Origin of the sequence: Halomonas sp. IOP_6 (genome assembly GCF_021151565.1) — a bacterium.
GTDB classification, from domain to species: Bacteria; Pseudomonadota; Gammaproteobacteria; order Pseudomonadales; family Halomonadaceae; genus Vreelandella; species Vreelandella alkaliphila.
Genome location: NZ_JAIRBO010000009.1, coordinates 1 through 25,896, shown reverse-complemented (window position 1 = coordinate 25,896; position 25,896 = coordinate 1). Strand labels below are relative to the sequence as shown.

At 53.5% G+C, this 25,896-nt stretch carries 17 protein-coding genes and 2 tRNA genes; 16 read left to right on the top strand and 3 right to left on the bottom strand.

The features are described from left to right. Positions 1-120 precede the first annotated feature (120 nt). From purL to nadA, 9 genes are all read left to right on the top strand, one after another. On the top strand, positions 121-4,062 hold the full coding sequence (gene purL / locus K7H08_RS15285; RefSeq protein WP_231658456.1) for a phosphoribosylformylglycinamidine synthase: 3,942 nt from the start codon (positions 121-123) through the stop codon (positions 4,060-4,062). A 226-nt stretch (positions 4,063-4,288) separates the two neighbouring features. Then, positions 4,289-5,080: a crotonase/enoyl-CoA hydratase family protein gene (locus K7H08_RS15280; RefSeq protein ID WP_193061910.1), complete on the top strand. Its 792-nt coding sequence runs from the start codon at positions 4,289-4,291 to the stop codon at positions 5,078-5,080. A gap of 1 nt (position 5,081) precedes the next feature. Beyond that, positions 5,082-6,911, top strand: coding sequence for a DEAD/DEAH box helicase (locus tag K7H08_RS15275; RefSeq protein ID WP_231658455.1), 1,830 nt, complete (start codon positions 5,082-5,084; stop codon positions 6,909-6,911). A 111-nt stretch (positions 6,912-7,022) separates the two neighbouring features. Beyond that, positions 7,023-8,000, top strand: coding sequence for a segregation and condensation protein A (locus K7H08_RS15270; protein ID WP_231658454.1), 978 nt, complete (start codon positions 7,023-7,025; stop codon positions 7,998-8,000). After that, positions 7,997-8,797, top strand: a complete 801-nt coding sequence (scpB, locus tag K7H08_RS15265) for an SMC-Scp complex subunit ScpB (protein WP_198349884.1) — start codon at positions 7,997-7,999, stop codon at positions 8,795-8,797. Before K7H08_RS15270 ends, scpB begins: the two co-directional genes overlap by 4 nt. Further along, positions 8,784-9,653 carry a 23S rRNA pseudouridine(2605) synthase RluB gene (rluB, locus tag K7H08_RS15260; RefSeq protein ID WP_038478061.1) on the top strand — a complete coding sequence of 290 codons (870 nt, stop codon included), beginning with the start codon at positions 8,784-8,786 and terminating at the stop codon, positions 9,651-9,653. The genes scpB and rluB overlap by 14 nt, the downstream gene beginning before the upstream one ends. Before the next feature lie 121 nt (positions 9,654-9,774). Beyond that, positions 9,775-9,850: transfer RNA gene (locus K7H08_RS15255), tRNA-Lys, on the top strand. A gap of 51 nt (positions 9,851-9,901) precedes the next feature. Then, positions 9,902-9,977: transfer RNA gene (locus K7H08_RS15250), tRNA-Lys, on the top strand. A gap of 289 nt (positions 9,978-10,266) precedes the next feature. Then, positions 10,267-11,295 carry a quinolinate synthase NadA gene (gene nadA, locus K7H08_RS15245; protein WP_231658452.1) on the top strand — a complete coding sequence of 343 codons (1,029 nt, stop codon included), beginning with the start codon at positions 10,267-10,269 and terminating at the stop codon, positions 11,293-11,295. A 71-nt stretch (positions 11,296-11,366) separates the two neighbouring features. Here nadA and K7H08_RS15240 read toward each other — a convergent pair whose 3' ends face one another. Next, complete coding sequence (locus K7H08_RS15240) at positions 11,367-12,827, bottom strand: M48 family metalloprotease (RefSeq protein WP_198349886.1); 1,461 nt, start codon at positions 12,825-12,827, stop codon at positions 11,367-11,369. A gap of 183 nt (positions 12,828-13,010) precedes the next feature. Here K7H08_RS15240 and K7H08_RS15235 point away from each other — a divergent pair, with 183 nt between their 5' ends. Continuing rightward, complete coding sequence (locus K7H08_RS15235) at positions 13,011-13,289, top strand: sulfurtransferase TusA family protein (RefSeq protein WP_038478052.1); 279 nt, start codon at positions 13,011-13,013, stop codon at positions 13,287-13,289. After that, positions 13,286-14,383 carry an AI-2E family transporter gene (locus tag K7H08_RS15230; RefSeq protein ID WP_038478049.1) on the top strand — a complete coding sequence of 366 codons (1,098 nt, stop codon included), beginning with the start codon at positions 13,286-13,288 and terminating at the stop codon, positions 14,381-14,383. The genes K7H08_RS15235 and K7H08_RS15230 overlap by 4 nt, the downstream gene beginning before the upstream one ends. A gap of 111 nt (positions 14,384-14,494) precedes the next feature. Here K7H08_RS15230 and K7H08_RS15225 read toward each other — a convergent pair whose 3' ends face one another. Next, entirely contained in the window at positions 14,495-14,968 is a 474-nt protein-coding gene (locus K7H08_RS15225) for a peroxiredoxin (protein ID WP_038478046.1), read from the bottom strand. 384 nt (positions 14,969-15,352) lie between these two features. Between K7H08_RS15225 and dapA the strand changes: the two genes are divergently transcribed. From dapA to purC, 3 genes are all read left to right on the top strand, one after another. Further along, positions 15,353-16,237 (top strand): 4-hydroxy-tetrahydrodipicolinate synthase, encoded by an 885-nt coding sequence (gene dapA, locus K7H08_RS15220; RefSeq protein WP_038478043.1) that lies wholly within the window; start codon positions 15,353-15,355, stop codon positions 16,235-16,237. An 81-nt stretch (positions 16,238-16,318) separates the two neighbouring features. Continuing rightward, the gene (gene bamC / locus K7H08_RS15215; RefSeq protein WP_231658451.1) at positions 16,319-17,317 is read left to right on the top strand and encodes an outer membrane protein assembly factor BamC; all 999 of its coding nucleotides are present in this window, start codon (positions 16,319-16,321) and stop codon (positions 17,315-17,317) included. A 30-nt stretch (positions 17,318-17,347) separates the two neighbouring features. Beyond that, entirely contained in the window at positions 17,348-18,061 is a 714-nt protein-coding gene (purC, locus tag K7H08_RS15210) for a phosphoribosylaminoimidazolesuccinocarboxamide synthase (protein WP_038478039.1), read from the top strand. 87 nt (positions 18,062-18,148) lie between these two features. Here purC and K7H08_RS15205 read toward each other — a convergent pair whose 3' ends face one another. Then, the gene (locus tag K7H08_RS15205; RefSeq protein ID WP_231658450.1) at positions 18,149-18,931 is read right to left on the bottom strand and encodes a response regulator transcription factor; all 783 of its coding nucleotides are present in this window, start codon (positions 18,929-18,931) and stop codon (positions 18,149-18,151) included. Between the two features lie 795 nt (positions 18,932-19,726). On the opposite strand from K7H08_RS15205, the gene K7H08_RS15200 reads away from it, so the two are divergent. Then, positions 19,727-23,329, top strand: coding sequence for an ESPR-type extended signal peptide-containing protein (locus K7H08_RS15200; RefSeq protein WP_231658449.1), 3,603 nt, complete (start codon positions 19,727-19,729; stop codon positions 23,327-23,329). Between the two features lie 56 nt (positions 23,330-23,385). Beyond that, positions 23,386-25,896 (top strand): beta strand repeat-containing protein (locus tag K7H08_RS15195; protein ID WP_231658448.1); only part of this gene is annotated, 2,511 nt, incomplete at its 3' end.

Sequence of the window (25,896 nt, the reverse complement as noted above, 5' to 3'; positions counted from 1 at the left end):
GAGATGCTGTCACCTTGTTGATTTCGTGTGGCCGCCGCTTTCCAGTATCATAGTGAGATTGCCGCGCTGCGGCCCACTGATTTCCCGCACGAACTCTTCCTGCTTTAGAGGCTCCCAGATATGCTCGAACTGCGAGGCGCACCTGCCCTTTCTGCCTTCCGCCATGAACGGCTGTTAACGGTGTTGCGTGAACGTGTTCCCGAGGTGGAGGCGTTGTCCGCCCATTACGTCCACTTCATAGACCACCGCGAGACACTGGATGATGCTGCCCAGGAGTGTTTGGCCAAGCTGCTTGATTATGGCAGCCACGCAAGCCAAGACATTCCTGAAAACGCCCAGCGCTTCCTGGTTGTGCCGCGTTTAGGCACCCAGTCGCCATGGTCTTCTAAAGCAACTGATATTGCTCATAACTGTGGGCTGCACCAGATTGATCGCATCGAACGTGGTGTCGATTATCGGGTAGCGCTGCGCAGTGAGCCTAGCGCTGAACAGTTAGACGCGATCAGCGCGTTACTGCACGACCGTATGACGGAGAACGTGCTGGCTGACGTTGCTGATGCGGTCAAACTGTTTGCTCATCATACCCCTGCGCCACTGGGCAGTGTCGATATCTTGGAAGGCGGCCACGAAGCGTTGGCAACAGCCAACCGAGAATTAGGGCTGGCGCTTGCTGACGATGAAATCGACTATCTGGTGGCTGCGTTTATTGAGCTTGGTCGCAACCCTAGCGATGTCGAGCTGATGATGTTTGCCCAGGCGAACTCGGAGCACTGCCGCCACAAAATCTTTAACGCGGACTGGGTTATTGATGGCGAGGCCCAGAGTCATTCGCTGTTTAAGATGATTAAGAACACCTTTGCGACCTCGCCGGACAACGTGCTCTCGGCCTATAGCGACAACGCAGCGGTGATCAAAGGTAGCCAAGGGGGGCGTTTCTTCCCCACGCCACTGATCGGCGCTGAGGGGGAGCGGGCCAGCTACGACGCCCACCAAGAGCCCATCCACATTCTGATGAAGGTGGAAACCCACAACCACCCTACAGCGATTGCACCATTCCCTGGCGCGGCGACCGGCTCTGGTGGTGAAATTCGTGATGAGGGGGCGACCGGTATCGGCGGCAAGCCGAAGGCCGGCCTGTCGGGCTTTACCGTATCCAACCTGCGCATCCCCGAGTTCGTACAACCCTGGGAAGCGTTTGACTACGGCAAGCCAGAGCGCATGCAGTCGGCGCTGCAAATTATGCTGGACGGCCCCATCGGTGGTGCGGCGTTTAACAATGAATTTGGCCGGCCTAATCTGACGGGCTACTTCCGCACCTACGAGCAGGATACGCTGAGCGACGATGGTATCGAGCGTCGCGGCTTCCACAAGCCGATTATGTTGGCCGGTGGTTATGGCAATATTCGTGCTCACCATGTGCAGAAAGGCGAAATTCCCGTTGGTGGCAAGCTAATCGTGATGGGCGGCCCGGCCATGCTGATCGGCCTGGGTGGTGGTGCAGCGTCTAGCATGGCATCAGGCGAGTCTAGTGCGGACTTGGATTTTGCCTCGGTGCAGCGGGAAAACCCGGAAATTGAGCGTCGTGCCCAGGAGGTCATCGATCGCTGTTGGGCGCTGGGCGATAAAAACCCGATTCGCTTTATTCACGATGTAGGTGCAGGCGGGCTTTCCAACGCCTTGCCGGAGCTGGTTAAAGACGGTAATCGTGGTGGTCTGTTTGACCTGCGTGCAGTGCCTAACGCTGAGCCAGGTATGAGCCCGCTGGAAATTTGGTGTAACGAAGCCCAAGAGCGTTATGTGCTGGCCGTTGCCCCCGAAGACCTGGATACCTTTGACGCACTGTGCAAGCGCGAACGCTGCCCCTATGCGGTGGTCGGCGAGGCCATGGAGCATCATCACCTGGAAGTTCGTGACGGCCATTTTGATACCAAGCCGGTCGATCTGCCGATGAGCGTGTTGTTTGGCAAGCCGCCGAAGATGACGCGCTCGTTTGAACGTCAAACTCCTGAGCTATCTGGCGTTATGCTCGACAACCTGGATCTACGCGAAGCGATGGATCGGGTGTTGCGCCTACCAACCGTGGCATCGAAGAGCTTTTTGATTACCATTGGCGACCGTTCAATTACCGGCCAAGTCGCCCGCGATCAGATGGTTGGCCCTTGGCAGGTACCGGTGGCCGATGTGGCCGTGACCACTGCTAGCTTCGACACCCACGCTGGTGAAGCCATGGCGATGGGCGAGCGCCCGCCAGTGGCGCTGATTAACCCTGCTGCCAGCGCCCGCTTAGCGGTTGCCGAAGCGATTACTAACTTAGCTGCGGCGCCAATTGCCAAACTGTCGGATATTAAGCTTTCAGCTAACTGGATGAGCGCTGCCGACCATCCCGGTGAAAATCAGGCGCTCTATGATGCTGTACATGCCGTAGGTATGGAGCTGTGTCCGGCACTCGGCATTGCCATTCCGGTGGGTAAGGATTCCATGTCAATGCGTACCGCTTGGCAGGAAGGCGACAGTTCGGACGAAAACAGTGCCGACGAAAAGAGCATTACATCGCCGCTTTCGCTGGTGGTGACGGGGTTTGCGCCAGTGACCGATGCAATGGCGACGTTGACACCGCAAATCAATCTGGAGCAGGACGAATCAGATCTGATTCTGATCGACCTGGGAAATGGACAAAACCGCTTAGGTGGTTCTGCGCTGGCGCAAGTCTATGGTCAAGTCGGTAATGACTGTCCTGATGTTGATGACCCAGAAGACCTGAAGGCGTTTTTTGAGGTCATTCAGGGGCTCAACCGCGATGGCAAGCTGCTGGCCTACCACGACCGTAGCGATGGTGGCCTGCTGGTCACGCTGTTGGAAATGGCCTTTGCTGCCCATGCGGGCCTTGAGATTAAGCTGGACTGGCTGATTGATGAGCCGGTGGAAGCGTTCAATGCGCTGTTCTCTGAAGAGCTGGGTGCGGTGATTCAGGTGAGCCGTGAGCACACTGAAGAAGTGCTTACCCAGTTTGCCGTTGCAGGTATCGAAACATGCGGTGTTATTGCGCGTCCCCGTTATGACGACCAGGTGCGGGTAACGCTGTTTGAAGAGCCGCTGCTGGAAACTACTCGCCAACTGACTCAGCGCACCTGGGCGGAAACCAGTTACCGCATGCAGGCGCTGCGTGATAACCCCGAATGCGCTAAGAACGAATTCGATAACCTGCTGGATGTTCGTGATCCTGGCCTAAGCGCCGCGCCTAGCTTTGATATCAACGATGATATCAGCGCGCCGTTTATCAACACGGCCAAGCCTGCTGTTGCCGTGCTGCGCGAACAAGGTGTTAATGGTCAGGTCGAGATGGCTTGGGCATTCCATAAAGCGGGCTTTGACGCAGTGGATGTGCACATGAGTGACATCCTGGAAGGGCGTGTTTCGCTTGATGAGTTCAAAGGGCTAGTCGCCTGCGGCGGTTTCTCTTACGGCGATGTGCTGGGTGCAGGTGGCGGTTGGGCGAAGTCGGTACTGTTCAATGAGCGTGCCCGTGAGCAGTTTGCCAACTTCTTCACCCGTGATGACAGCTTCTCGCTGGGCGTGTGCAATGGTTGTCAGATGCTCTCGCAGCTTAAGACACTGATTCCGGGGGCTGAAAGCTGGCCTGCGTTTGAGCGTAACGAATCTGAGCAGTTTGAAGCACGTGTGGCGATGGTGCGGGTAGAGAAAAGCCCGTCGATTCTGCTGGCGGGTATGGAAGGCTCTAAATTACCGATTGCTGTGGCCCACGGCGAAGGACGTGCTGAGTTCCGTGATACCGCGCATCTGCGCAGTATGCAGTCCAGCAGCCAGATAGCGCTGCGTTATATCGACAACTACGGTCAAGTAACAACCCGCTACCCAGCTAACCCTAACGGCTCGCCGTCAGGAATCACCGGCCTCACCACACCGGATGGCCGTGTGACCATTATGATGCCTCACCCAGAGCGGGTGACTCGCGCGGTCACCAACTCCTGGCGTCCGGCCGAGTGGACTGAGGATGGCGCTTGGCTGCGTTTATTCCGTAACGCCCGTGTATGGCTGGGCTGATACGCCCTGCCATGCTAAAGAAAAGCGGCCTGCGGGCCGCTTTTTTCCTGTGGTGGAGAAGTGATCTTGGCGGTAGTTGCGATAGAATGAAACGTGTGTTTGAAAATGCTTCATCTTCGCGCCACACTCAGTTCACAAGCGCTTTTATCACGTCATAAGCGCACTACTTCACAAGCTCAGCTATCGCCCATCGATGGCGAGCCAAAGGAATCTTCTGGGAGCTCGAATGCATCAAATCCTCAATGAACGTGTGACCCTGACCTTCGCTGACCACGTGGCTGAGGTCATGTTGTCGCGACCTGACCACCATAATGGCCTGGATTGGGCCATGATTGATGGTCTGTTGGCAGCCCAACAGTGCCTGACCCAGCTCGCTGGGCTGCGTGCGGTGGTCTTGAGCGGCGATGGTGACAGCTTTTGCGCGGGACTCGATATGGCGTCGATCATGAGCGAGGCGGAGCGGCTGCCCACCCTGCTGGCGTCCGATGAAGCGGGCATCAACCCGGTTCAGCGCTTGGCTCTAGGCTGGCGCGAGGCGGGCGTTCCCGTGGTGGCTGCTCTGCACGGGCATGTTTACGGCGGCGGCTTGCAGATAGCCTTGGGCGCCGATATCCGCATTCTCCACCCCCGCGCACGTCTGGCGCTGCTTGAGATCGACTGGGGGATCATCCCTGATATGGCCATTAGCGTGACTGGAGCGGGGCTGCGCCAGGATGTACTCCAGGAATTGGCGATAAGTGGGCGCAAGGTATCAGGTGAAGAGGCCTATCAGTTGGGCTTGGGCAGCCGCCTGAGCGATACGCCCCAGGAAGCCGCCCGGGAAACCGCTGCGCTTATTGCCTCGCGCTCACCTCGTGCCGTCGCTGCGGCTCGTGAACTGTTTGCATGCAGTCCGGATTTAGCCCCTCGTGATCGACTAGCCCTCGAAGCGCATTTGCAGCAGCAGCTTTTAGCCGGTGCCGAGCAGCGTGAGGCGGTGAGTGCACGAATGGAGCGTCGCGCCCCGCGTTTCGACTGACATGCCTCAATTCAGCCCTTCCAGCGATCCCATTTCTGGCCCACCACCCCGTTTACGCCCCTACCAAACGGAGGCTGTAAAACGCGTGGTGGGCCACTTCCGTGCCAGCAGCGCGCCTGCAGTGGTGGTATTGCCCACTGGGAGCGGTAAGTCGTTAGTGATTGCTGAGCTGGCCAGGCTAGCCCGTGGCCGTGTGCTGGTGCTGGCCCACGTGCGTGAGCTGGTTGAGCAAAATCATGCCAAGTACCAAGCCTACGGGCTTCAGGCAGATATTTTCAGTGCAGGTCTTAAGCGTAAAGAAGCCAGCCGACAAGTGGTGTTTGGCTCGGTGCAGTCGGTGGTGCGTAATCTGGAGCGCTTCAGTGACGCCAGTTTTACGTTACTGGTGATTGATGAATGCCACCGAGTATCGCTGGAAAAAGATGCCAGCTATCGCCAAGTGATTGAGCATCTGCAGCGTCAGAACCCACAGCTAAAAATTCTCGGCTTAACCGCTACGCCGTTTCGGTTAGGGCAGGGATTTATCTACCACCGCCATCACCACGGTATGGTGCGTGGCGATGAAGCGTGCTTCTTTGCCGACTGCGTCTTTGAACAGCCGCTACGATTGATGGTGAAACAAGGTTTTTTGGCGGCGCCTAAACGGCTGGATATGGCCATTGAAGGCTACGATTTTTCTGCCTTGGCTCCTGCGCCCAGTGGGTTGTTTCGTGAGGAAGAGCTCAATCGCGTTGTTGCCGGTAGCCGTGCTACGCCAAGGATTATTCAGCAGGTGGTTGAGTACGCTGAAGAACGTCAAGGAGTGATGATTTTTGCCGCAACGGTTGCTCATGCTGAAGAAATCATCAGCTACTTACCTGCGGACCAAGCGGCGTTGATTACCGGCGCGACGGCCTCCCAAGAGCGCGCCTCTCTGATTGAGGCGTTCAAGGCGCGTGAGCTTAAGTTTCTAGTTAATGTGGCCGTGCTAACCACAGGGTTCGATGCGCCCCATGTGGATTTAATCGCTATTCTGCGGCCCACGGAATCGGTGAGCCTTTATCAGCAGATTGTTGGCCGAGGGCTGCGTTTATCGCCGGATAAAACCAACTGCCTAGTGTTGGATTTCGCAGGCAATCCCTGGGATCTTTATGCGCCAGAAGTCGGCGAGCCAAAACCAGACAGCGACAGCGAACCGGTCCAGGTTGAGTGTCCAGCGTGTGGCCATGCCAATCTGTTTTGGGGTAAGCGTGATGGAGAGCTGGTGATTGAGCATTTTGGCCGCCGCTGCCAGGGGCTGGTAGACAATCCCAATCCGCCCGCTAAGCCGGGCAAGGGCAGGCAGGGCACCGATCAAAAACAGTGTGATTTTCGTTTTCGCTTTAAAGTTTGTGAGCAGTGTGGCGCTGAGAATGATATTGCCGCCCGCCGATGTCATGGTTGCGAGCAACTGCTGGTGGATGCCGACGATAAGCTCAAAGACGCACTCAAATTAAAAGATGCCAAAGTGCTGCGAGTCAGCGGTATGCAGTTAGAGGCCACGGCCAATGGGCGGGGGCTGCCACGTCTAAAAGTGACCTATTACGATGAAGATGGCGCGAGCTTGGCGGAGTGGTTTGCGCTGGAAACGCCTGCTCAACGGCGGGCATTTTATGCTGTTTTTTTACGTAACCACCTGCGTGCCCCAGGCGCTAAGTGGCAGCCTGCTTCGCCGACCGAGGTGGTCGAAGAGCAGCGCCGCCTGCGCCATCCTGATTTTGTTGTGGGGCGTAAAGTCGGACGGCACTGGCAGCTTCGCGATAAGCTGTTTGACTACCAAGGGCGTTATCGCAAGGCGGCTGAGGCAGGCTAGCGATAATGCCTCGATAGGTGGCACGCTGTTACACTGGCGGGCATAGCCATTTAACTAACCATGGGCGCTTAACTAACCATGGATGTTTAACTAAAAAGGAACACGCCCCGCGTGAGCGAGACGCCAAACGCCCCCGTTGATCACGAACTTATTGAGCCAGCTGCCGAACCGGTAGTGGAAGCGCTTGGGCGTCTGTTTGATGAGCCCATCATGCAGTTGCCGGAGGATCTCTATATACCTCCGGAGGCGCTACGCGTGTTTCTAGAGGCTTTCGAAGGGCCGCTTGATCTGCTGCTCTATCTTATTCGCCGTCAGAACCTGGATATCTTGACGATCAATGTGGCGACTATTACTCATCAATACATTGAGTATGTGGAACTGATGAAAGCCATGGAGATTGAGCTGGCCGGAGAGTACTTATTAATGGCGGCTATGCTGGCGGAAATTAAATCCCGCACACTACTGCCACGCCCACCGAAGGCAGAAGGCGAAGAGGAAGAAGATCCCAGGGCTGAGCTGATTCGCCGTCTGCAAGAGTATGAGCGCTTAAAGGAAGCCGCCGAAACGTTGGACACGCTGCCTCGGGTAGGGCGTGACTGGTTTAGTGTGCAGGCGGGTCTGCCCCCGTTAGAGGCGCGGGTAATTCATCCCGATGTAGGGTTAGATGAACTGTTGGGAGCGCTGTCAGATATTCTGAAACGCGCTGAGTTGGCGCAAGCCCACCAAATCAGCCGTGAGGTTCTCTCTACCCGCGAACGCATGCTGAAAATTATGGAGCAGTTAAGTCACGACGGGGACCATCAGCGCTATACCCCGTTTGAAGCGTTGTTTACGCTGGAAGAGGGGCGTGCTGGAGTCGTTGTTACGTTTATGGCCATTTTAGAATTAGCCAAAGAAGCCATGATCGAAATTGTTCAGAACGCGCCACTGTCGCCCATTCATGTGCGTGCGCGGCGTGCAGCCCTCAAAGATGGAGAAGAAGAGAGCGCATTTGAGGAGGCTGACTCAGACGATGACGCCTCAGAGTCTGCGTTTGAAGAGTGCGCGTTTGAAGAGTCAGCATTTGAACCTGACGAGGAGTCGCCGTGAGAGACACCACGTTAGACGATATTATTGAAGCGGCATTACTTGCCGCTGGCGAGCCGCTTTCTCTAGAGCGGCTTGAAACGCTGTTTTTAGCAGACGAGTGCCCGTCTAAAAAAGCACTGCGCGATACGTTGTCCCGCCTTGTCCTGCGCCATGAAGACGGGGCGCTGGAGCTAGTAGAGACCGCATCAGGGTTCCAGTTGCGTATTCGCCCACGGCTCTCTCATTGGGTGTCGCGCCTATGGGATGAGCGGCCACAGCGATACTCCCGGGCATTGTTGGAAACACTGGCGCTGATTGCCTATCGACAGCCGGTGACGCGGGGTGATATCGAAGACGTGCGCGGTGTAAGTGTTAGCAGCTCTATTATCCGTACGCTAATGGAGCGGGGATGGATTCGCGTGGTAGGCCACCGAGATGTGCCTGGGCGACCAGCTGTTTATGCCACCACCCGCAGCTTTTTAGATGATTTTGGCCTGAAAACCTTGGATGCATTGCCGCCGATGCATGAGCTGGTCAATGCCGATGATAGCGATACGGTTATTGAGCAAGATGAAGCGCAACCAGCACTGGACGAAACGCCAGAAACCGTGCAGGATGCGCCACCCCAGAGTGAAGAGATAAACTCAGCTGAGATTGTTGCAGCAGAGATAGCTGATAAACACGCCGAGACGGCGTTAACCCAGCCGCTGAGTTTTGCCGATTTAGAGGCACGCCTAGCGGCACGTGCGCAGCGTAACGATGATGATGCGCGCACGCAGACTAACGATGTGAGGTCAGACGACCATGAGTCAGAGTAATAACACCACGCCCCCCACCAGTGAAAAGCTGCAAAAAGTACTGGCCCGAGCAGGGCTAGGGTCACGTCGCGAAATGGAAACTGCCATTTCCGACGGCCGGGTAAAGGTTAATAGCCAGGTAGCCAAGTTAGGCGACCGAGTAGAAGCCCGCGACAAGGTCAGTTTTGATGATCGCCCTGTGTCGCTGCGCCCCGAAGAGGAAGTGCCGCGCCGTGTGATTATGTACAACAAACCGGAAGGTGAGCTGTGCACACGCAAAGACCCAGAAGGGCGTCGCACGGTGTTTGAACGTCTTCCGCGGCTGAAAGGCGAGCGTTGGGTTGCCATTGGCCGTTTGGATATTAACACTAGCGGCTTGTTGTTATTCACCACAGACGGCGAGCTTGCTAACCGACTAATGCACCCTTCGACCCAGGTAGAGCGTGAGTACGCGGTTCGAGTGATGGGTGAAGTCAAGCGCGAACATATTGTCGCCATGGTTGATGGCGTCATGTTAGAAGATGGTCCTGCGCGCTTTACTGACGTACAAGAGTTTGGTGGCGAAGGCATTAATACCTGGTTCCACGTGGTGATTTTAGAAGGTCGTAACCGCGAAGTGCGTCGCTTGTGGGAATCTCAGGGGCTAACGGTTAGCCGTCTGAAGCGGGTGCGCTACGGCAATATCTTCCTGGACAAGCGCGCTAAAGCAGGCGAGTGGGTTGAGCTTTCCCAGGATGAGGTCGACGACCTGGCCACATTGGCAAACCTGGAAACTCGCAAGGTACCTGCACTAACACCCGACGAGAAAAATCGCTGGAGCCGTGATAAACACAAACGCCGCCCGGTTCAAGCCATGCGTAAGCCTAAGCGTGGCTAGGAATAATTAAGAGTGGTTGGAAGTAGCTAAAAAGAGTGATTTTGACGGATGCTTATTGTTGAAAGGTAAAAAAGGCTTGCTATTGGCGAGCTCTATCCGTACTATATGCATCCGTTCGAGGGGGTCGTTAGCTCAGTTGGTAGAGCAGTTGACTTTTAATCAATTGGTCGTAGGTTCGAATCCTACACGACCCACCACTTGAACTGATTTATAGCGCCAAGTAGTCAACTAGGTGCGTAGCAAAATTTGGGTCGTTAGCTCAGTTGGTAGAGCAGTTGACTTTTAATCAATTGGTCGTAGGTTCGAATCCTACACGACCCACCAAATTTAACGCCCCTGGTAGCTTGCTGCCAGGGGCGTTTTGCTATTCGGTGATAAAGCGTTCTACCGCACACTTTATGCTTGCAGCGGGCAACGATTTAACACCACAATAGTCTTAGTTATAGCTACCAATGATGTCACGGTAGCGCTGCCCGGGCTAATGGCGGGCAGAGCGACGAGTCACCGCGAGAGACGCAGAGGCTTGTCGCATCGAGTGCGGCGTTTGCGGAGTGCACACGCCGTGGCCGGTGTTTAACAGGGGGATTCCCTGTTCGTCACAGTGGTAGACACGATGACTATTATGACTACTCAAGCTGAGCTTGACGCTCCGCTCCCCAGCCCGTACTGCCCTGCCCGCATTCCTGCGGAAGATGAGGCGCGGGTAGCCGAAATCAAGCAGTTGCTAAAAGCACACAATGCGGTGCTCGTCGCCCATTACTACACCGATGATGCCATTCAACAGCTGGCTGAAGAGACCGGTGGCTGTGTTGCTGACTCCCTTGAAATGGCGCGCTTTGGTGCGCGGCACGATGCAACAACGCTGGTGGTTGCAGGTGTACGCTTCATGGGGGAAACAGCGAAAATTCTATCGCCAGAAAAACGCGTCTTAATGCCCACCCTGGAAGCGACCTGTTCGCTGGATATTGGCTGCCCAGCTGACGAGTTTAGCGCTTTTTGTGATGCGCATCCGGATCGTACCGTTGTGGTATACGCCAATACCTCTGCTGCTGTAAAAGCCCGCTCTGACTGGGTCGTCACCTCTTCGATTGCAGTCGAAGTTATTGAGCACCTTCAAGCCCAAGGTGAAAAAATACTGTGGGCGCCGGATAAGCATTTAGGCGGTTATATACAGAAAAAAACCGGTGCAGATATGCTGATGTGGGACGGTGCCTGTATCGTTCACGAAGAGTTTAAGGCAAAGGGGATTGAAGATCTTAAGCGTCTTTATCCTGAAGCTGCTGTACTGGTGCACCCGGAATCGCCCGATGCCGTGGTCAAATTGGCCGATGTTGCAGGTTCAACCTCTCAACTGATCAAAGCCGCGCAAACGTTGCCCAATGACAAACTGATCGTTGCTACTGATCGCGGCATTTTCTTTAAAATGCAGCAGGCGGTGCCCGATAAAACACTATTTGAGGCGCCCACTGCAGGTAACGGTGCTACCTGTCGTAGCTGCGCACATTGCCCCTGGATGGCGATGAATGCTCTGGATAACTTGGCTGGTGCGTTGCGTGATGGTAGCGGTGAGATTTTTGTTGATGACACGCTGCGCCTGCAGGCGTTAAAACCATTAGAGCGAATGTTGAACTTTAATGCCTAGCGTATAAACTCTCCATAGCAGCAAAGCGACAGCCCGAATGCGATAAGCATTCGGGCTGTTTTTTTGAAACGTCAAAACTTCTCTAGTGCCTCTCGATATTCAATGAACGCTTCCCTGCGTTGTTCGATACGCGCCAGTGCCTGTTGATCATTCTCTTGCTGTGCGGCATCTTTGGCGATGCTCAACTGGCGAATACCGCGGTCAATTCTACCCGTTAGCTGTAAGTGTTCTGCTCGCGCTAAGTGTCCCCAACCGTTATAGCCACTGCGTCCGGCTGCTTCGGCAAGAAGATTGAACCCTTGAGGGGTTTCAGGGTGCTGATCAGTAATATCACGTAATAACTCATAGGCTGCTTGCGGATCGCGCTGGAGCTGTGCTTCAGCTAACACCAATTGAGCAGGTAAGTAGTTGGGCATGATGCGAAGCAGGCGCTGGCTACGCGTAATAGCCTCCTCATAGCGCTGTGCTTCTAGCGCAACGGTAGCGGCAGAAGCAGGTAGCATGCCGTAGTCAGGTAGCTCGCGGGCCAATTGGTCAATGGTTTGCAGTGCGTTGTCTGTTTGGCCATTTCGAGCTGCAATTAGCGCTGATAGATAGCGTTGCGCTTGTTCTTCGCTATTCTCTTGAGCAAGTCGTGACGCAGCTTGTTGCGGTGTGTTGTGGTAAATGCTCAAAAGTGCGCGGGCGCGCATCATGTCGTATAACGTGTCGCTGGTATAGGCGTCGGCAATATTTAGCTGTGATGCGCGTGCTTGAGCATCACTTAGTCGGCTGTCGCTCACTGGGTGGGTAAGTAAGAACTCTGGTGGCGTGCCGCCCTGGAGTCGTGCCATCCGCTGCATGGCACCGAACATCCGCACCATCGCATCAGGGTTGTATCCAGCGCTTGCCATTGCCTGCAGACCAACCCGGTCGGCCTCTTGCTCAAAGCGTCGTGAATAAGACAATTGGTCTTGAATTAGCGCCGCTTGGGAACCCATAGCGGCGGCCATGCCCGCATCGCCGCCTCCGCTAGCGGCAATGAGCATGCCGGCCAGCATGGCGGCCATTGCAGGCAGCTGTGTTTGCTCCGCACGTGCACTGCCCCTGGCGTAGTGTCGTTGAGATAGGTGGCCTAACTCGTGGGCGATAACCGACACAAAGGCTCCCTCATCTTCAGCGAAGGCAAATAACCCTGAATTGATACCTATGACTCCCCCTGGGACTGCGAAAGCATTGAGAGAGCCGTTATCAACCATCACGGTCGTTGTGCGAAGGTTGCCAAGCTGGCTGTGGGGAGCAAGGCGTGCAACTAGACTATCTAGGTAGTCATTTACAATAGGGTCTTGCCACTGTGGTGCCTGGGCACGAAATTGACGAAGCCAAGCGCGACCCAGGCGATACTCCTCGTTACTGACAGAGGTTGAAGCGCCACCTAGGCTTGGGAGCTGATAATCGTCGAAGCCAAAGCTGGGAGGGCTAACACTGGCGACACTCAGCATGAACGCTAGCGCGTAGGCTCGGCGAGAAAGTGCGAATCGAAGGTGCAGCATGGCATCCTCATGGTGTTCCTGATTTTCAAGTAATATACGCAGCAAACAGCGGTGTGACATTGATTCAGGCAGGTAAGTGCCGTTAAATCAAATTCTCAGCGACCGTTTTAAAGAAATAGTTTATGTAACAATGCCGTATTCAAGTAAGTATTTTGATCAAGTAGGTCTTTTGGGGGAGAGGGTATGTCCGAGCACACAGAGTCTAGGTCAAACGATAGCATTAAACCCGATACGGTGTTGGACGCTACCGGGTTGCACTGCCCGCTGCCATTATTAAAAGCCAAACAGGCGTTGGCAGGGCTGGCCCCAGGTCAATTGCTTGAAGTAAGAGCAACGGATGCTGGTTCGTGGCGTGATATGGCATCTTTCACTGAGCTTAGTGATCATGTGTTAGAAGCACGCGAGCAGCATGGCGATATGTACTATTTTTGGATACGCAAAGCAGGGATGTCTCACTCATGACCATGCGCACTATTCTGAAAAGTTGGATTGATCGCTACTTTTCAGACGAAGAGGCGTTAATTCTTCTCTTGGTATTGGTAGCTGGTTTTGCGGCCATTATTTGGTTTGGCAGGATGCTAGCGCCGTTCTTCACCGCGCTTGTGATAGCTTTTTTACTGCAGGGCGTAGTGAGTGCCTTGACGCGACGCGGTGTGCCTCATTTGCTAGCGGTCATTGTTGTGTTTGTGGCGTTTGTTAGCGTGTTGCTAACAATGGCCTTTATTTTGATGCCGCTGATTTGGAATCAACTTGTCGGGCTTGTTCAGGAAACGCCACGTATGTTTGCTAGCGGCCAAGGATGGTTAGACGAACTTCAGGCTCGTTATCCTAACTTAATCACACCTGATCAAATGCAGAGTTGGATAGGCGTTGCCAGCCGGGAAATTAGCCAGCTAGGACAGCGTGCATTAACGCTGTCACTGGCATCGCTCGGCAATATTATGTCGTTGATTATTTACTTAGTGTTAGTGCCGATACTGGTATTCTTCATGCTAAAGGATCGCCAGTCTTTGGTAGGTTTTACACTGTCGTTGCTACCGCAAAAGCGTACGCTGTTAACGCGTATTTGGCATGAGATGGATCGTCAGATTGCAAATTATATACGCGGCAAATCGATAGAGATTATTATCGTTGGTACGGTCGCTTTTTTTACCTTCGCTTTCTTTGGCTTGCCATACACCGCCTTGTTAGCAGTGCTGGTGGGTTTTTCTGTTCTGGTGCCATACATTGGCGCGGCGGTGGTCACCATCCCAGTAGCGGCCGTTGCTGGATTTCATTTTGGGATCAGTGAGCAGTTTGCTTATGTGGTTGTTGCTTACGGCGTTATTCAAGCGCTTGATGGGAATGTGCTTGCACCGGTGTTGTTTTCAGAAACGAATAATATTCACCCGGTTTCCATTATTGTTGCGGTGCTGTTTTTTGGTGGTATCTGGGGGTTCTGGGGCGTTTTCTTTGCGATTCCCCTGGCCACCCTGCTAAAAGCACTGGTTTATGCATGGCCCAGAGGAATGGCAGAGAGAGAGGGAGAAAAGCAGCTTCCATTGGCTGAAAATTAAAAGGCACCATCTAACCGCAGTACACGAGGCGCGAACGGAAAAATTGCCTGCGAATCAGTCGCGGCACCGCTTCGCGCTGTACCCGTGAAGGATGCGGTGCTCTTGACTTTGTTAGTTGGCGTGAAGCGCTTCTGCTGCTGTTAGTACTTCATCGGCATGCCCTGGTACTTTAACGCCGCGCCACTCTTGGGCAAGTTTACCCTCGCTGTCGATTAGGAAAGTACTGCGCTCAATGCCAAGATGCTCTTTGCCGTACATTTTTTTAAGTTTGATAACGTCAAAAATCTGGCATACGGTTTCGTCCTTATCGGAGATAAGCTCGAAGTTAAAATCTTGCTTGGCTTTGAAGTTCTCCTGAGCACGGATACCATCTCTAGAAACGCCGATAATAACCGTATTGGCAGCATCGAATCGTGGCTTGCGGTCTCTAAAGTCTCCGCCTTCGGTAGTGCACCCTGGGGTGCTGGCCTTTGGATAAAAATAGATAACCACCTGCTTGCCACGCAGCTCAGACAGCGTCACCGTCGTATCACTGGTGGCTGGGGCGGAAAAGTCAGGTACTGGGTGGTTTAGTTTTACGGACATGAAGAGCTCCTTTAATGAGATGACTTACTTAGTTGATTACACGCAAGTAACGCTATTATGTCAAAGCGAATAGGCGCCCAGTGATGAGTAGGTGAGAAAACTCTCAGCGCTTTACGCTGTACAGGTTCGAGCCGCCTGAGTACCATTTGCTGTCTGTAGCCCTCCTTGGGACGACAACACAGTGCTCAAGGCATAAAATAGCAGTAGGTTAAATCGCCTCGGTGTGCTCGTTCTAGTGGTCAAAGCTCTTGTGGACAGTCTCTTGTGGGCAGTCTCTTGTGGACAGGCTCTTATAAATAGAGCCCTTATGGTCAAAGCTTCTCGATTTTCAATGAACATCGTCAGTAGCTTAATTTTATAATTTTGCAGGTGAGGAAAAAACGGATGATCACAGGCAGCATTGTCGCCCTGGCGACGCCGATGAAAGTCAATGGCGACATCGACTGGGAGGCGCTTCGTCGCCTGGTGAACTTCCACCTCGACAATGGCACTGATGCCATTGTCGCAGCGGGCACCACGGGCGAACCTACTACCATGACATTTGCTGAGCACTTTGATGTGATCCGCAGTGTGGTAGAAGAGGTGAAAGGCCGTATTCCGGTGATCGCTGGCACGGGAGCGAACGCCACATCAGAGGCGGTTGAGTTAGCACGCTACGCTAGCGAAGTTGGCGCAGATTACTGTTTATCGGTTTGTCCTTACTATAACAAGCCGACTCAGGAAGGCCTCTATCAACATTTCAAAGCGGTGGCTGAAGGAAGCAAACTGCCGGTAATTCTTTATAACGTCCCCGGTCGTACTTGCTCTGATCTATATAATGAAACGGTAGTACGCCTAGCCGAGGTGAAGAATATTATCGGTTTGAAAGATGCTACCGGGAACCTTGAGCGCGCTGAGGATCTAATTGCCCGCTTGAAGGGCAGTGATTTTATGCTCTACTCCGGTGACGATGCCACGGCCTGTGACTTCATGCTGATGGGTGGCCACGGGGATATTTCTGTTACTGCGAACGTAGCACCTAAAGCGATGCATGAGCTCTGCGCTGCAGCCGTGGCTGGTGATTCGGACAAGGCTCACCAAATTAATACGCGTTTGATGCCGTTACATACAAATTTAGGCATTGAAGCTAACCCGATTCCGGTTAAGTGGGCACTGCATCGCATGGGATATATGGACGCCGGGATTCGTCTGCCGTTAACTTGGCTGTCGGAAAAGTACCATGCCACTGTTAGTGAAGCGCTGCAGTTGGCGGGTGTCGTAGAGGAGTAATTCGACGTAATCCCCTTTTGCTACTCGGCGTGGTTTGTTAACGCGTCGAGTACTCGACCTGTTGACTGTAAAGGTGGCTTGATGAGCCCTGTTCTGGAAAAACGTTTGCTTGAAAAACGTGCGCTTAAATGGATACCGCTGGCTCTCGCAGCGGCTGTCACGCTTGCTGGATGCGCGCGCGATGACGGTTACTATCACGACCGCAATTTGGATTATACTGAAGCTACCCCAGCGCCCCCCTTAGTACTGCCAGAAACCCGCAATACTCAGCGTTACCGTGATGCCATGCCTGTGCCCCAGGTAGCTATGCAAGGTAGCCGTATTGATGAGGCGGCCGAAATTGCCCCCCCTCAGACGTTGACGATTGGGAGCGGTTTAGAACCTGAATTCGTAGAGCGTCGTCAGGTGGGTAATCAGACATGGTTGGTGGTTGCGGCAGATACGGGAGCCGTTTGGCCTCAGTTAGAAGCGTTCGCGAATAGTCGACAGCTGGGTATTCAGCAAAGCGATGCGAATCAAGGTGTCATAGTGACTTCTCAAGCCACGTTGAAGCTACAAAGCGCGCTAAGGGTGGGCAGTAGTGAGGTGCGCTGTGAGCAAGCGGGGCAAAGCGTGGCTGGGTGTCTCGATGCCCTAGAGCAGTACCTAGGCGCACGCAGTGCCACGGCTAGCGCATCTTCTTGGACGGCTCAACGACTCGCACAAGATCAGGCGCTTCAAGTGCGTCAGCAGGGCGACGAGTGGGAAGTTGTGATTCCTCAACCTATTGATCGAGTTTGGGCAGAGCTGGATCACTATCTTGAGCTCGACTTTAGTGTCGAAGGTCAGCGTGACCTATTAGCCACTTCTGCTGAAAACTATGAATTCCTGGTTGAGTACATGACCGAAACTGAGCGAGGCCGCAATCCTCTGCAAATTGTTTTCAGTCCCGATGTACGCCGTATGTCGCAGCAAATTCGTCTTGCCCTTCAACCCGACGGTGATAAGACCATTCTGCGTGCGATTAATGCCAGTGAGCGTAGTTTTAATGCTGATGATCAGCGCGAGCTGCTTGAGCGTGTCTCCGGCTACCTACGTTAATTTTTAATTTTGAAATCTTTCGGAGCCCCTATGGAAAAGCGCCAAGAACTCTACGCTGGAAAAGCGAAATCCGTTTATACCACCGACGACCCTGATTTGTTGGTACTGCACTTTCGTGACGATACCAGTGCTTTTGATGGCAAAAAGAAAGAGTCACTGGCCCGCAAAGGCAAAGTGAACAACATCTTCAATGCTTTTATTATGCAGCGCCTGGAAGAGGCGGGGATTCCTACCCATTTTGAGAAGCAGCTTTCTGATACTGAAAGCCTAGTAAAGAAAATGGAGATGATTCCCGTTGAATGCGTCGTGCGCAACATTGCAGCAGGTGGCCTAGTTAAGCGCCTGGGTGTGGAAGAGGGCATCAGTTTGAATCCGCCCACCTTTGAATTGTTCTTAAAGAACGATGAAAAGGGAGACCCCATGATTAACGAGTCGTTAGCAGAAACCTTTGGCTGGGCAACTCCTGAGCAATTGGTGAAAATGAAGTCACTTACTTTTAAAGTGAATCATGTGCTCAAGCAGCTTTTTGCCGAAGGCGACATGTTGCTAGTCGATTACAAACTTGAGTTTGGCGTCTTCAAAGGCGATGTAATCCTTGGCGATGAGTTCTCTCCGGATGGCTGTCGCTTATGGGATGCGAATACGCGAGAAAAACTTGATAAGGATCGCTTCCGCCAGGGGTTAGGTGGTGTTATTGAAGCGTATGAAGAAGTAGCACGACGGATTGGTATTCATATCGAATAATCGCAAAGCACATCTGTATTGAGTTGTGCATAGTAAAACCCCGCTTAGGTATCAATTTCCGAAGCGGGGTTTTCTGAAGCGGGCTGCCTATGTAGTCTCTTCATCATTAGAAGGTTTGTCGCCGAAGGGCTCATCGCTTGAAGGCTCGTCAGTGATCTCTTCAAGCGCTTGTAATCGGTAGCCATAGCCATAAACCGAAACAAGATTCCAACCGAACTCCGACGTTAGACTAAGTTTTTTGCGCACTCGGTGAATATGAACGTCTAGTGTACGCGTGCCAGGCGGATCACTTTTACCCCACACATATTCATATAGGTAGGAACGTGAAAGCGGGCTGCCTAGCTGGTTTAGAAGAAGAAAGGCTAAGCGAAACTCCTGCCTCGTCAACGATACTTCTTCTCCGTCCACGTATGCTGTTTCACGATTGGTATTAAGCTTAATGCGGCCAAACTCCAATGTTTGTTGCTGAGCAACACTTGGCGTGCGTAGCGAATGGCGTCGAGTTGATGCATAGGCTCTTGCAGCCAGTTCGCGCGGTCTAAAAGGCTTGCTGATGAAGTCGTCAGCTCCCGCGTTTAAGGCTTGAATAATATCAGATTCTTCTTGCCGCAGAGTCACCATTAGCACAGCAGGAATAATCTGTAGGTAGGTTTTCATCCAATTAAGCAGCGCAATACCGGTGCCGTCAGGCAAGTGCCAATCAAGTATGACTAAATCGAATGTATTGCGGCTGGCGGTATGAATAAATGCCTTACTGGTCTCAAAAGAAAAGATGTTTGCTTCTATGCCTCGCTCGGCAAAGCCATCTGTAAGCGCTTTTTCGATGCGCTCCGATACCACCTTCTCATCTTCTACTACTGCAATGCGCATAGGCTGTATCCAAGTCAGGTCTCGTTAGTGAAAGTGAGCAGCATAGGTTGTAATTTTTTCTTAGATCTAAAAAGAGTATCAAGATGCCATAATTAGATACTTGCTCTGAACTATGAGCTTTGCAAGTAGAAAAGCTCATTAAGTCTCTCTTTTATCAACTACTGATGATAACAGCAGGCACTGAACATACTTGCCAAGTCGTGTTTGGTAGTCCCTCGCCTTTTCGCTACTGAAGCTGTCACAACAGCCTGTTCAATCCCGAACGTTACCGAACTACGTTGCAGGTCAGCTACTTCCCAGAATACGCATCTCAAGTGAAATGTAAATTGGTGTCAAAGGTGTAAATAGATAATTTTGTTTAATGATAGATTTTTTTGTTTTAATCGATTTTTTTTGTTTTTAATTAGTAAGTGCTTACTCTCCGTTTAACCTAAACATTGATAGTGCCTACTTGAAACTGACTGTTGATGCGTGGGTGACTTGCTTCTTGCTCCTGATTTCTATCGCTAGAGTCTGAAAAATCTCCTCACTGATTTTCCCATTTACGTTTATTCATATTGTTGAGGCGCCTACTTCCCTGTGCTAGCTTCAGTATTAAATAAAGTTTCAGGCGCTGCTGTGGTTTCTGTGGATCATTAATAATCGTTTCATAAAAAAGACTTATGAAGCAGAGAGTATGTGATCTTTGAGGCTTGGCGATAAAAGTGAGCTTAATTAGGTGGTCTCTAACTACCGCTCAAGAAGCTAGAAAAACTAATCACAATAATCCCTGACAACGTTAATGGGAGCATGGGAATGAATAACGTATTTCGCTTAGTTTGGAATCGGTCTCTTGGGCGGCTGGTAGTAGCTTCAGAAGCGGCACGTAGTCGTAGTAAGTCTGGAGCTAGTGGCAAAATTGGTCGAGTGGCAGAAGCTTCAACAATTCAGTCACCGATAACGTTTTTTCTTCGGCCTGTCACATTAGGTATTGTGTTCGCATTCGCGGCAATGATTTCTCCTCTGGGAAGCCTTGATGCTGAAGCAAGGAAATTTGCTTCAGATGGTGGTGCCTGTGTGTCTGGAGGTGGTGGGGTAGCAGTTGGCAGGTTAATAACCACTAATACTACAGCAGACCCTATAGACGGCAGTGGCACTTACTCTACCGTTGCAGGCTGTAATACCAGTGGGAACAACCAGTCAGCAGCAACCGTCTATGGCACTTTTAGTGAAGTTACAGGAAAAGGCGGAGCGGCATTCGGTTTTAATGTCAGTGCGGCCCAGTGGGCGACTGCGATAGGGTTAGAAAGCCGTGCAACCGCTGTCGGTGGCACGGCATTAGGTTTTGGCAGCCAAGCAACTGCTCGGAATGCTGTTGCGATTGGTGGCGCAGGTGGAGCGGATAATGCCAATCCTCTCTCTATTGCAGATTCAACAACGGCCTCGGGCGCGCACTCTATTGCCATTGGTAGTAATGATGTACGTGGAGCGCAGGCGACGGCCCAGAATGCTATCGCCATCGGCGGCGAGGCCTCGGCCAACAATGCGGCCAGTGTGGCTATCGGTCTAGAGGCTAATGTTAGTGGTGGAGGAGCAGGAGGTGTGGCTGTGGGCGCCTTGGCTGTAGCATCAGCGCCCAGCAGTACTGCATTGGGGGCTGGGGCCCAGGCTCAAGGAGAAAACTCCATCTCGATTGGCGCCAATCGCGGGAGCCCGTCAGTGGCTTCCGCAGATGGTGCTCAGGCTATTGGTAATCTTACGAATGCCTCTGGTGTGGCGTCCATGGCCTATGGTCGTGAATCGGTTGCCTCGGGCAGTGGCGCGATTGCCATGGGGCAAAGTGCTCAAGCCAATGCCGATGGCACCGTCGCGATTGGCGGTTCCACAGAAGGCTTCAATGGCACGGGGGGAGCACAGGCGGACGGTTTGCTATCGGTAGCTGTGGGTAATAAAAGCTTAGCTCAGGGAGCCGGTGCCATTGCTATTGGTAGTAAATCAACAACAGGTCCGGATTCTGGCGTCTATACTTACCGTCGCAAAGATAATAATGGCGTGGATATTGGCGTAGAAAGTATATTGAATTCTGCCATTGCTTTAGGCGCCGAGGCTAATGTAAATCTCGGTGGAATTGCGATTGGGTCCAATAGTAATGCAAGTGGGACGCTCGGGGTGGCGATTGGCGGGTCGGCAGTTGCTTCTGGCGGCAGCGCCTTTGCGCTTGGCCCTGCCGCTTATGCGACAGGTAATCAATCTCTTTCTGTTGGCTATCAAAGTGCAGCAACGGGGGAGCGTAGTTTATCGATAGGCCCTGCCTCAACGTCTACAGGTGAGGAGTCAGTTGCTCTAGGTACATCGGCATTGGCGAGTGGCAATCGTGCTTTTGCATTGGGCTCATCATCTATCGATGACAGTGGCTGGAAGCAAGACACGGTTAACAATACCCAAGCCACGGGAGATGACTCGCTTGCGTTTGGTACTTCGGCTCAAGCAACTGAAGCAAACACCATTGCAGTCGGTACTGGTAGCCAGGCAACCGGCATAGATGCTATTGCCATGGGTAGCGGTGCCAAAGCCTCGGGCGAGAAAAGCATCAGCATTGGTTTTGCTAACGATGTTTCTGGCACAGGCTCTGGTGCTGTCGGTGACCCTAATATCATTACCGGCGCTGGTAGCTATGCACTGGGAAATGACAATACCATTGAAGCTGATAATGCCGGGGCGTTTGGCAACGATAATACTCTGACAGCCGCCGCTGATGGCAGTCGTGTTGTGGGTAATACGAATACGGTTAGCGGTCCAGATGCTTTGGCATTAGGTAATCGCAATACTGCTTCTAACGAAGCCTCTATTGTCATAGGGCAGGATGCAACTTCAAGCGGCCTACAGTCTTTTGCTGCAGGTAATGAAGCAGAGGCAACGGGGCAGGATGCGCTGGCTGTCGGTACGGTATCACAATCGACTGGGTTAAGCTCGACTGCTTTTGGCCGTGGTGCATGGGCAACAGCTGACTATGCTGCCGCTTTCGGTGCCGAAAGTACGGCAAGTGGTGAAGAATCAACGGCTATTGGCAGCTTCTCGCAAGCAACACTGGAAGATAGCGTCGCACTGGGCTCTAATTCTGTAGCGGATACGGGGCCTGGAATATTAGGCTATAAACCCTTGGGTGCTTCCGCTGCTGATGCAGCAGCAATTGATGGTACGGTGGCCACTCAGTCAGCGGTAGATATCGGAAGCCGCCAGATCACCAGCGTTGCGGCAGGTACCGAACTTGATGATGCTGTGAATGTCAGCCAGCTTGTTGCTACACAATCTAGTGTGGCTGCGGGCACAAACGTTACGAATGTGGCAGAAAGCGATAACCCTAATGGTGGGACTATTTACACCGTGAATGCGGACGGCGCATCAGTGAGCGCTGGTTCCGGTGCGGTGGACGTCGTCGCCGCTGCCCCCGATGCCAACAACGTCACCGACTACGCGGTGGATCTTAGCCAAGCTAGCAAAGACAGCCTGACACTGGCGGATTCCGCGCTGCAGAACGTGGTGACCCAGGTCGACGGTGTTGACGTCAAAACCCTGACGAAGGGCGATAACAACGCCAATTTTGTGACGGGCAAGAATATGGTGCTCAGCCCTGACGGTGCGGGCGGCATTGAAATTGCCACGCTGGACAACGTCACCTTTACCGACGTCCAGACCGATACTCTGACGGCAGGCCCTGTCAACATCGGTGCCACGGGTATCGATGCCGGTAACACTACGATCTCCGGTGTGGCACCTGGGGTGGCGGGTACTGATGCGGTCAATCTTAATCAGCTAGACGATGCGGCAGCCGCTTCGAAGACCGAAGTCGCGGGTGGCACCAATATCGCCAGTGTGGATAAAGCCACCGGTATTAACGGCCAGGACATCTATACCGTGAATGCCGACGGCGCATCAGTGAGCGCCGGTTCCGGTGCGGTGGACGTCACCGCCGCTGCCCCGGATGCCAACAACGTCACCGACTACGCGGTGGATCTTAGCCAAGCCAGTAAAGACAGCCTGACGCTGGCGGATTCCGCGCTGCAGGACGTGGTGACCCAGGTCGACGGTGTTGACGTCAAAACCCTGACGAAGGGCGATAACAACGCCAATTTTGTGACGGGCAAGAATATGGTGCTCAGCCCTGACGGTGCGGGCGGCATTGAAATTGCCACGCTGGACAACGTCACCTTTACCGACGTACAGACCGATACTCTGGCGGCAGGCCCCGTCAACATCGGTGCCACGGGTATCGATGCCGGTAACACTACGATCTCCAGTGTGGCGCCTGGGGTGGCGGGCACTGATGCGGTCAATCTTAATCAGCTAGACGATGCGGCAGCGGCCTCAAAGACCGAAGTCGCGGGCGGCACCAATATCGCCAGTGTGGATAAAGGCTAGACGATGCGGCAGCGGCCTCAAAGACCGAAGTCGCGGGCGGCACCAATATCGCCAGTGTGGATAAAGCCACCGGTATTAACGGCCAGGACATCTATACCGTGAATGCGGACGGCGCATCAGTGAGCGCCGGTTCCGGTGCGGTGGACGTCACCGCCGCTGCCCCGGATGCCAACAACGTCACCGACTACGCGGTGGATCTTAGCCAAGCCAGTAAAGACAGCCTGACGCTGGCGGATTCCGCGCTGCAGGACGTGGTGACCCAGGTCGACGGTGTTGACGTCAAAACCCTGACGAAGGGCGATAACAACGCCAATTTTGTGACGGGCAAGAATATGGTGCTCAGCCCTGACGGTGCGGGCGGCATTGAAATTGCCACGCTGGACAACGTCACCTTTACCGACGTCCAGACCGATACTCTGACGGCAGGCCCCGTCAACATCGGTGCCACCGGTATCGATGCCGGTAACACTACAATCTCCGGTGTGGCGCCTGGGGTAGCGGGTACTGATGCGGTCAATCTTAATCAGCTAGACGGTGCGGCAGCGGCCTCAAAGACCGAAGTCGCGGGCGGCACCAATATCGCCAGTGTGGATAAAGCCACTGGTATTAACGGCCAGGACATCTATACCGTGAATGCGGAAGGCGCATCAGTGAGCGCTGGTTCCGGTGCGGTGGACGTCACCGCGGCTGCCCCGGATGCCAATAACGTCACTGACTACGCGGTCGACCTCAGTCAAGCCAGCAAAGACAGCTTGACGCTGGCGGATTCGGCGCTCCAAACCGTAGTGACCCAAATTGATGGCACTGCGGTTAAGACGATTGATCAGAACGACAATGTCGCTAACTTTATCAGCGGCGATAACATCGAGCTGAGCGATCTGGGTGGCGCGATTGAAATTGCCACTAGCCCGAACCTCACCGCTGATAGCCTGACAATCAACAACGGCCCAACACTCAATGATAACGGCATTGATATGGGCGGCGATACCATTACCAATGTGGGGGCGCCGATAAACGGTGGTGATGCGGTTAATCTCGACTACTTCGATGAAAACCGCTCCCGCTATTACAGTGTTAACGATAACGGCACCCAGCAAGGTAACTACGACAATGATGGTGCCACAGGAGCTAATGCTGTAGCTGCAGGTGCCAATACTCAGGCCGGTGGCGATAGCTCGGTAGCCATGGGAGATGGTGCGTTCACCGGCGGCGGTGGCGACTATCAGGTGGCCATTGGCGGAGATGCAAACGGCGATGGCTTTGGAGCGATTTCCGGCGGTAATGGCGCTGTAGCTATTGGTCAGGATGCGAAGGCTTCCACTAATGGAACCTTTGATCCTATTCAGGGTGGCCAAGATACCGTTGCGATTGGTAGTAATGCCTCAGCGCAAGGCGATGATAATGTCGCTTTAGGCTCTGAGTCTCTGGCGGATGGCAGCACGCTGGGCACGGCGGCCTATCAGCCCGTTGATGCTGATGGCAACCCGATTGCCGTGGCTGCACCCACAGCGGATAGCGAAGTTTCAGTTGGTAGTGCTGGTAACGAGCGCCGTGTGACCAACGTAGCGGCGGGTGCTGAAGATACCGATGCGGTTAACGTCAGCCAACTGAAGGCGGTTAATGAACTGGCCAGCACTGGCTGGAATGTTCAAGCCAACGGTGACGTGGCCACTAATATAGCACCCGGCGATACTGTTCAATTTATCGACGGCAAGAATATTGACATTACTCGCAACGGCTCCGATATCACTGTTGCCACGGCAGACAATGTTATTTTCACAGATGTTCAAACCGATACACTGACGGCTGGCCCGATTAACATTGGGGCGGGTGGCATTGATGCGGGTAACACGACAATCAGTAACCTCGCCGACGGCGTGAACGCTCAAGACGCCGTCAACGTTAGCCAGTTGGAGAACAGCGCCGCAGCTTCAAGAACGGAAGTCACCGGCGGCACGAATATTGCCAGTGTAGATCAAACCATTGGCGCTGATGGCCAAGATATCTACACCGTTAATGCCAACGGCGCATCGGTGAGTGCCGGTTCCGGCGCAGTGGATGTGACTGCTGCTGCCCCCGATGCCAACAACGTCACCGACTACGCGGTGGACCTCAGCCAAGCGAGTAAAGACAGCCTGACGCTGGCCGACTCTGCCTTACAGACTGTTGTCACTCAGATTGACGGTGTCGACGTTAAAACCCTCGACCAGAACGACAATGTTGCCAACTTTATCAGCGGCCAGAATATTGCGCTAAGCGATAACGGCGGGGCGATTGAAATTGCCACTAGTCCAGATCTAGTGGCGGATAGTCTGACGATCAACAATGGCCCGACACTCAATGACAACGGCATTGATATGGGCGGTGATACCATCACCAATGTGGGCGACCCGGTGAACGCTGGCGATGCGGTCAATCTTGATTACTTCGATGCCAACCGCGCCCACTACTACAGCGTGAATGACGGCGGCACCATCGGCGGCAACTACAATAACGATGGTGCAACGGGGCTGAACGCCATTGCGAGTGGTGTCAATGCCACCGCTAGCGGCGAAAGCGCCGTGGCC

Excerpts from the sequence above, each read along its gene's own strand:
- purL (WP_231658456.1), top strand. The coding sequence starts at position 121 with ATGCTCGAACTGCGAGGCGCACCTGCCCTTTCTGCCTTCCGCCATGAA.
- K7H08_RS15280 (WP_193061910.1), top strand. The coding sequence starts at position 4,289 with ATGCATCAAATCCTCAATGAACGTGTGACCCTGACCTTCGCTGACCAC.
- K7H08_RS15275 (WP_231658455.1), top strand. The coding sequence starts at position 5,082 with ATGCCTCAATTCAGCCCTTCCAGCGATCCCATTTCTGGCCCACCACCC.
- rluB (WP_038478061.1), top strand. The coding sequence starts at position 8,784 with ATGAGTCAGAGTAATAACACCACGCCCCCCACCAGTGAAAAGCTGCAA.
- nadA (WP_231658452.1), top strand. The coding sequence starts at position 10,267 with ATGACTATTATGACTACTCAAGCTGAGCTTGACGCTCCGCTCCCCAGC.
- K7H08_RS15240 (WP_198349886.1), bottom strand. The coding sequence starts at position 12,827 with ATGCTGCACCTTCGATTCGCACTTTCTCGCCGAGCCTACGCGCTAGCG.
- K7H08_RS15235 (WP_038478052.1), top strand. The coding sequence starts at position 13,011 with ATGTCCGAGCACACAGAGTCTAGGTCAAACGATAGCATTAAACCCGAT.
- K7H08_RS15230 (WP_038478049.1), top strand. The coding sequence starts at position 13,286 with ATGACCATGCGCACTATTCTGAAAAGTTGGATTGATCGCTACTTTTCA.
- K7H08_RS15225 (WP_038478046.1), bottom strand. The coding sequence starts at position 14,968 with ATGTCCGTAAAACTAAACCACCCAGTACCTGACTTTTCCGCCCCAGCC.
- dapA (WP_038478043.1), top strand. The coding sequence starts at position 15,353 with ATGATCACAGGCAGCATTGTCGCCCTGGCGACGCCGATGAAAGTCAAT.
- bamC (WP_231658451.1), top strand. The coding sequence starts at position 16,319 with ATGAGCCCTGTTCTGGAAAAACGTTTGCTTGAAAAACGTGCGCTTAAA.
- purC (WP_038478039.1), top strand. The coding sequence starts at position 17,348 with ATGGAAAAGCGCCAAGAACTCTACGCTGGAAAAGCGAAATCCGTTTAT.
- K7H08_RS15205 (WP_231658450.1), bottom strand. The coding sequence starts at position 18,931 with ATGCGCATTGCAGTAGTAGAAGATGAGAAGGTGGTATCGGAGCGCATC.
- K7H08_RS15200 (WP_231658449.1), top strand. The coding sequence starts at position 19,727 with ATGAATAACGTATTTCGCTTAGTTTGGAATCGGTCTCTTGGGCGGCTG.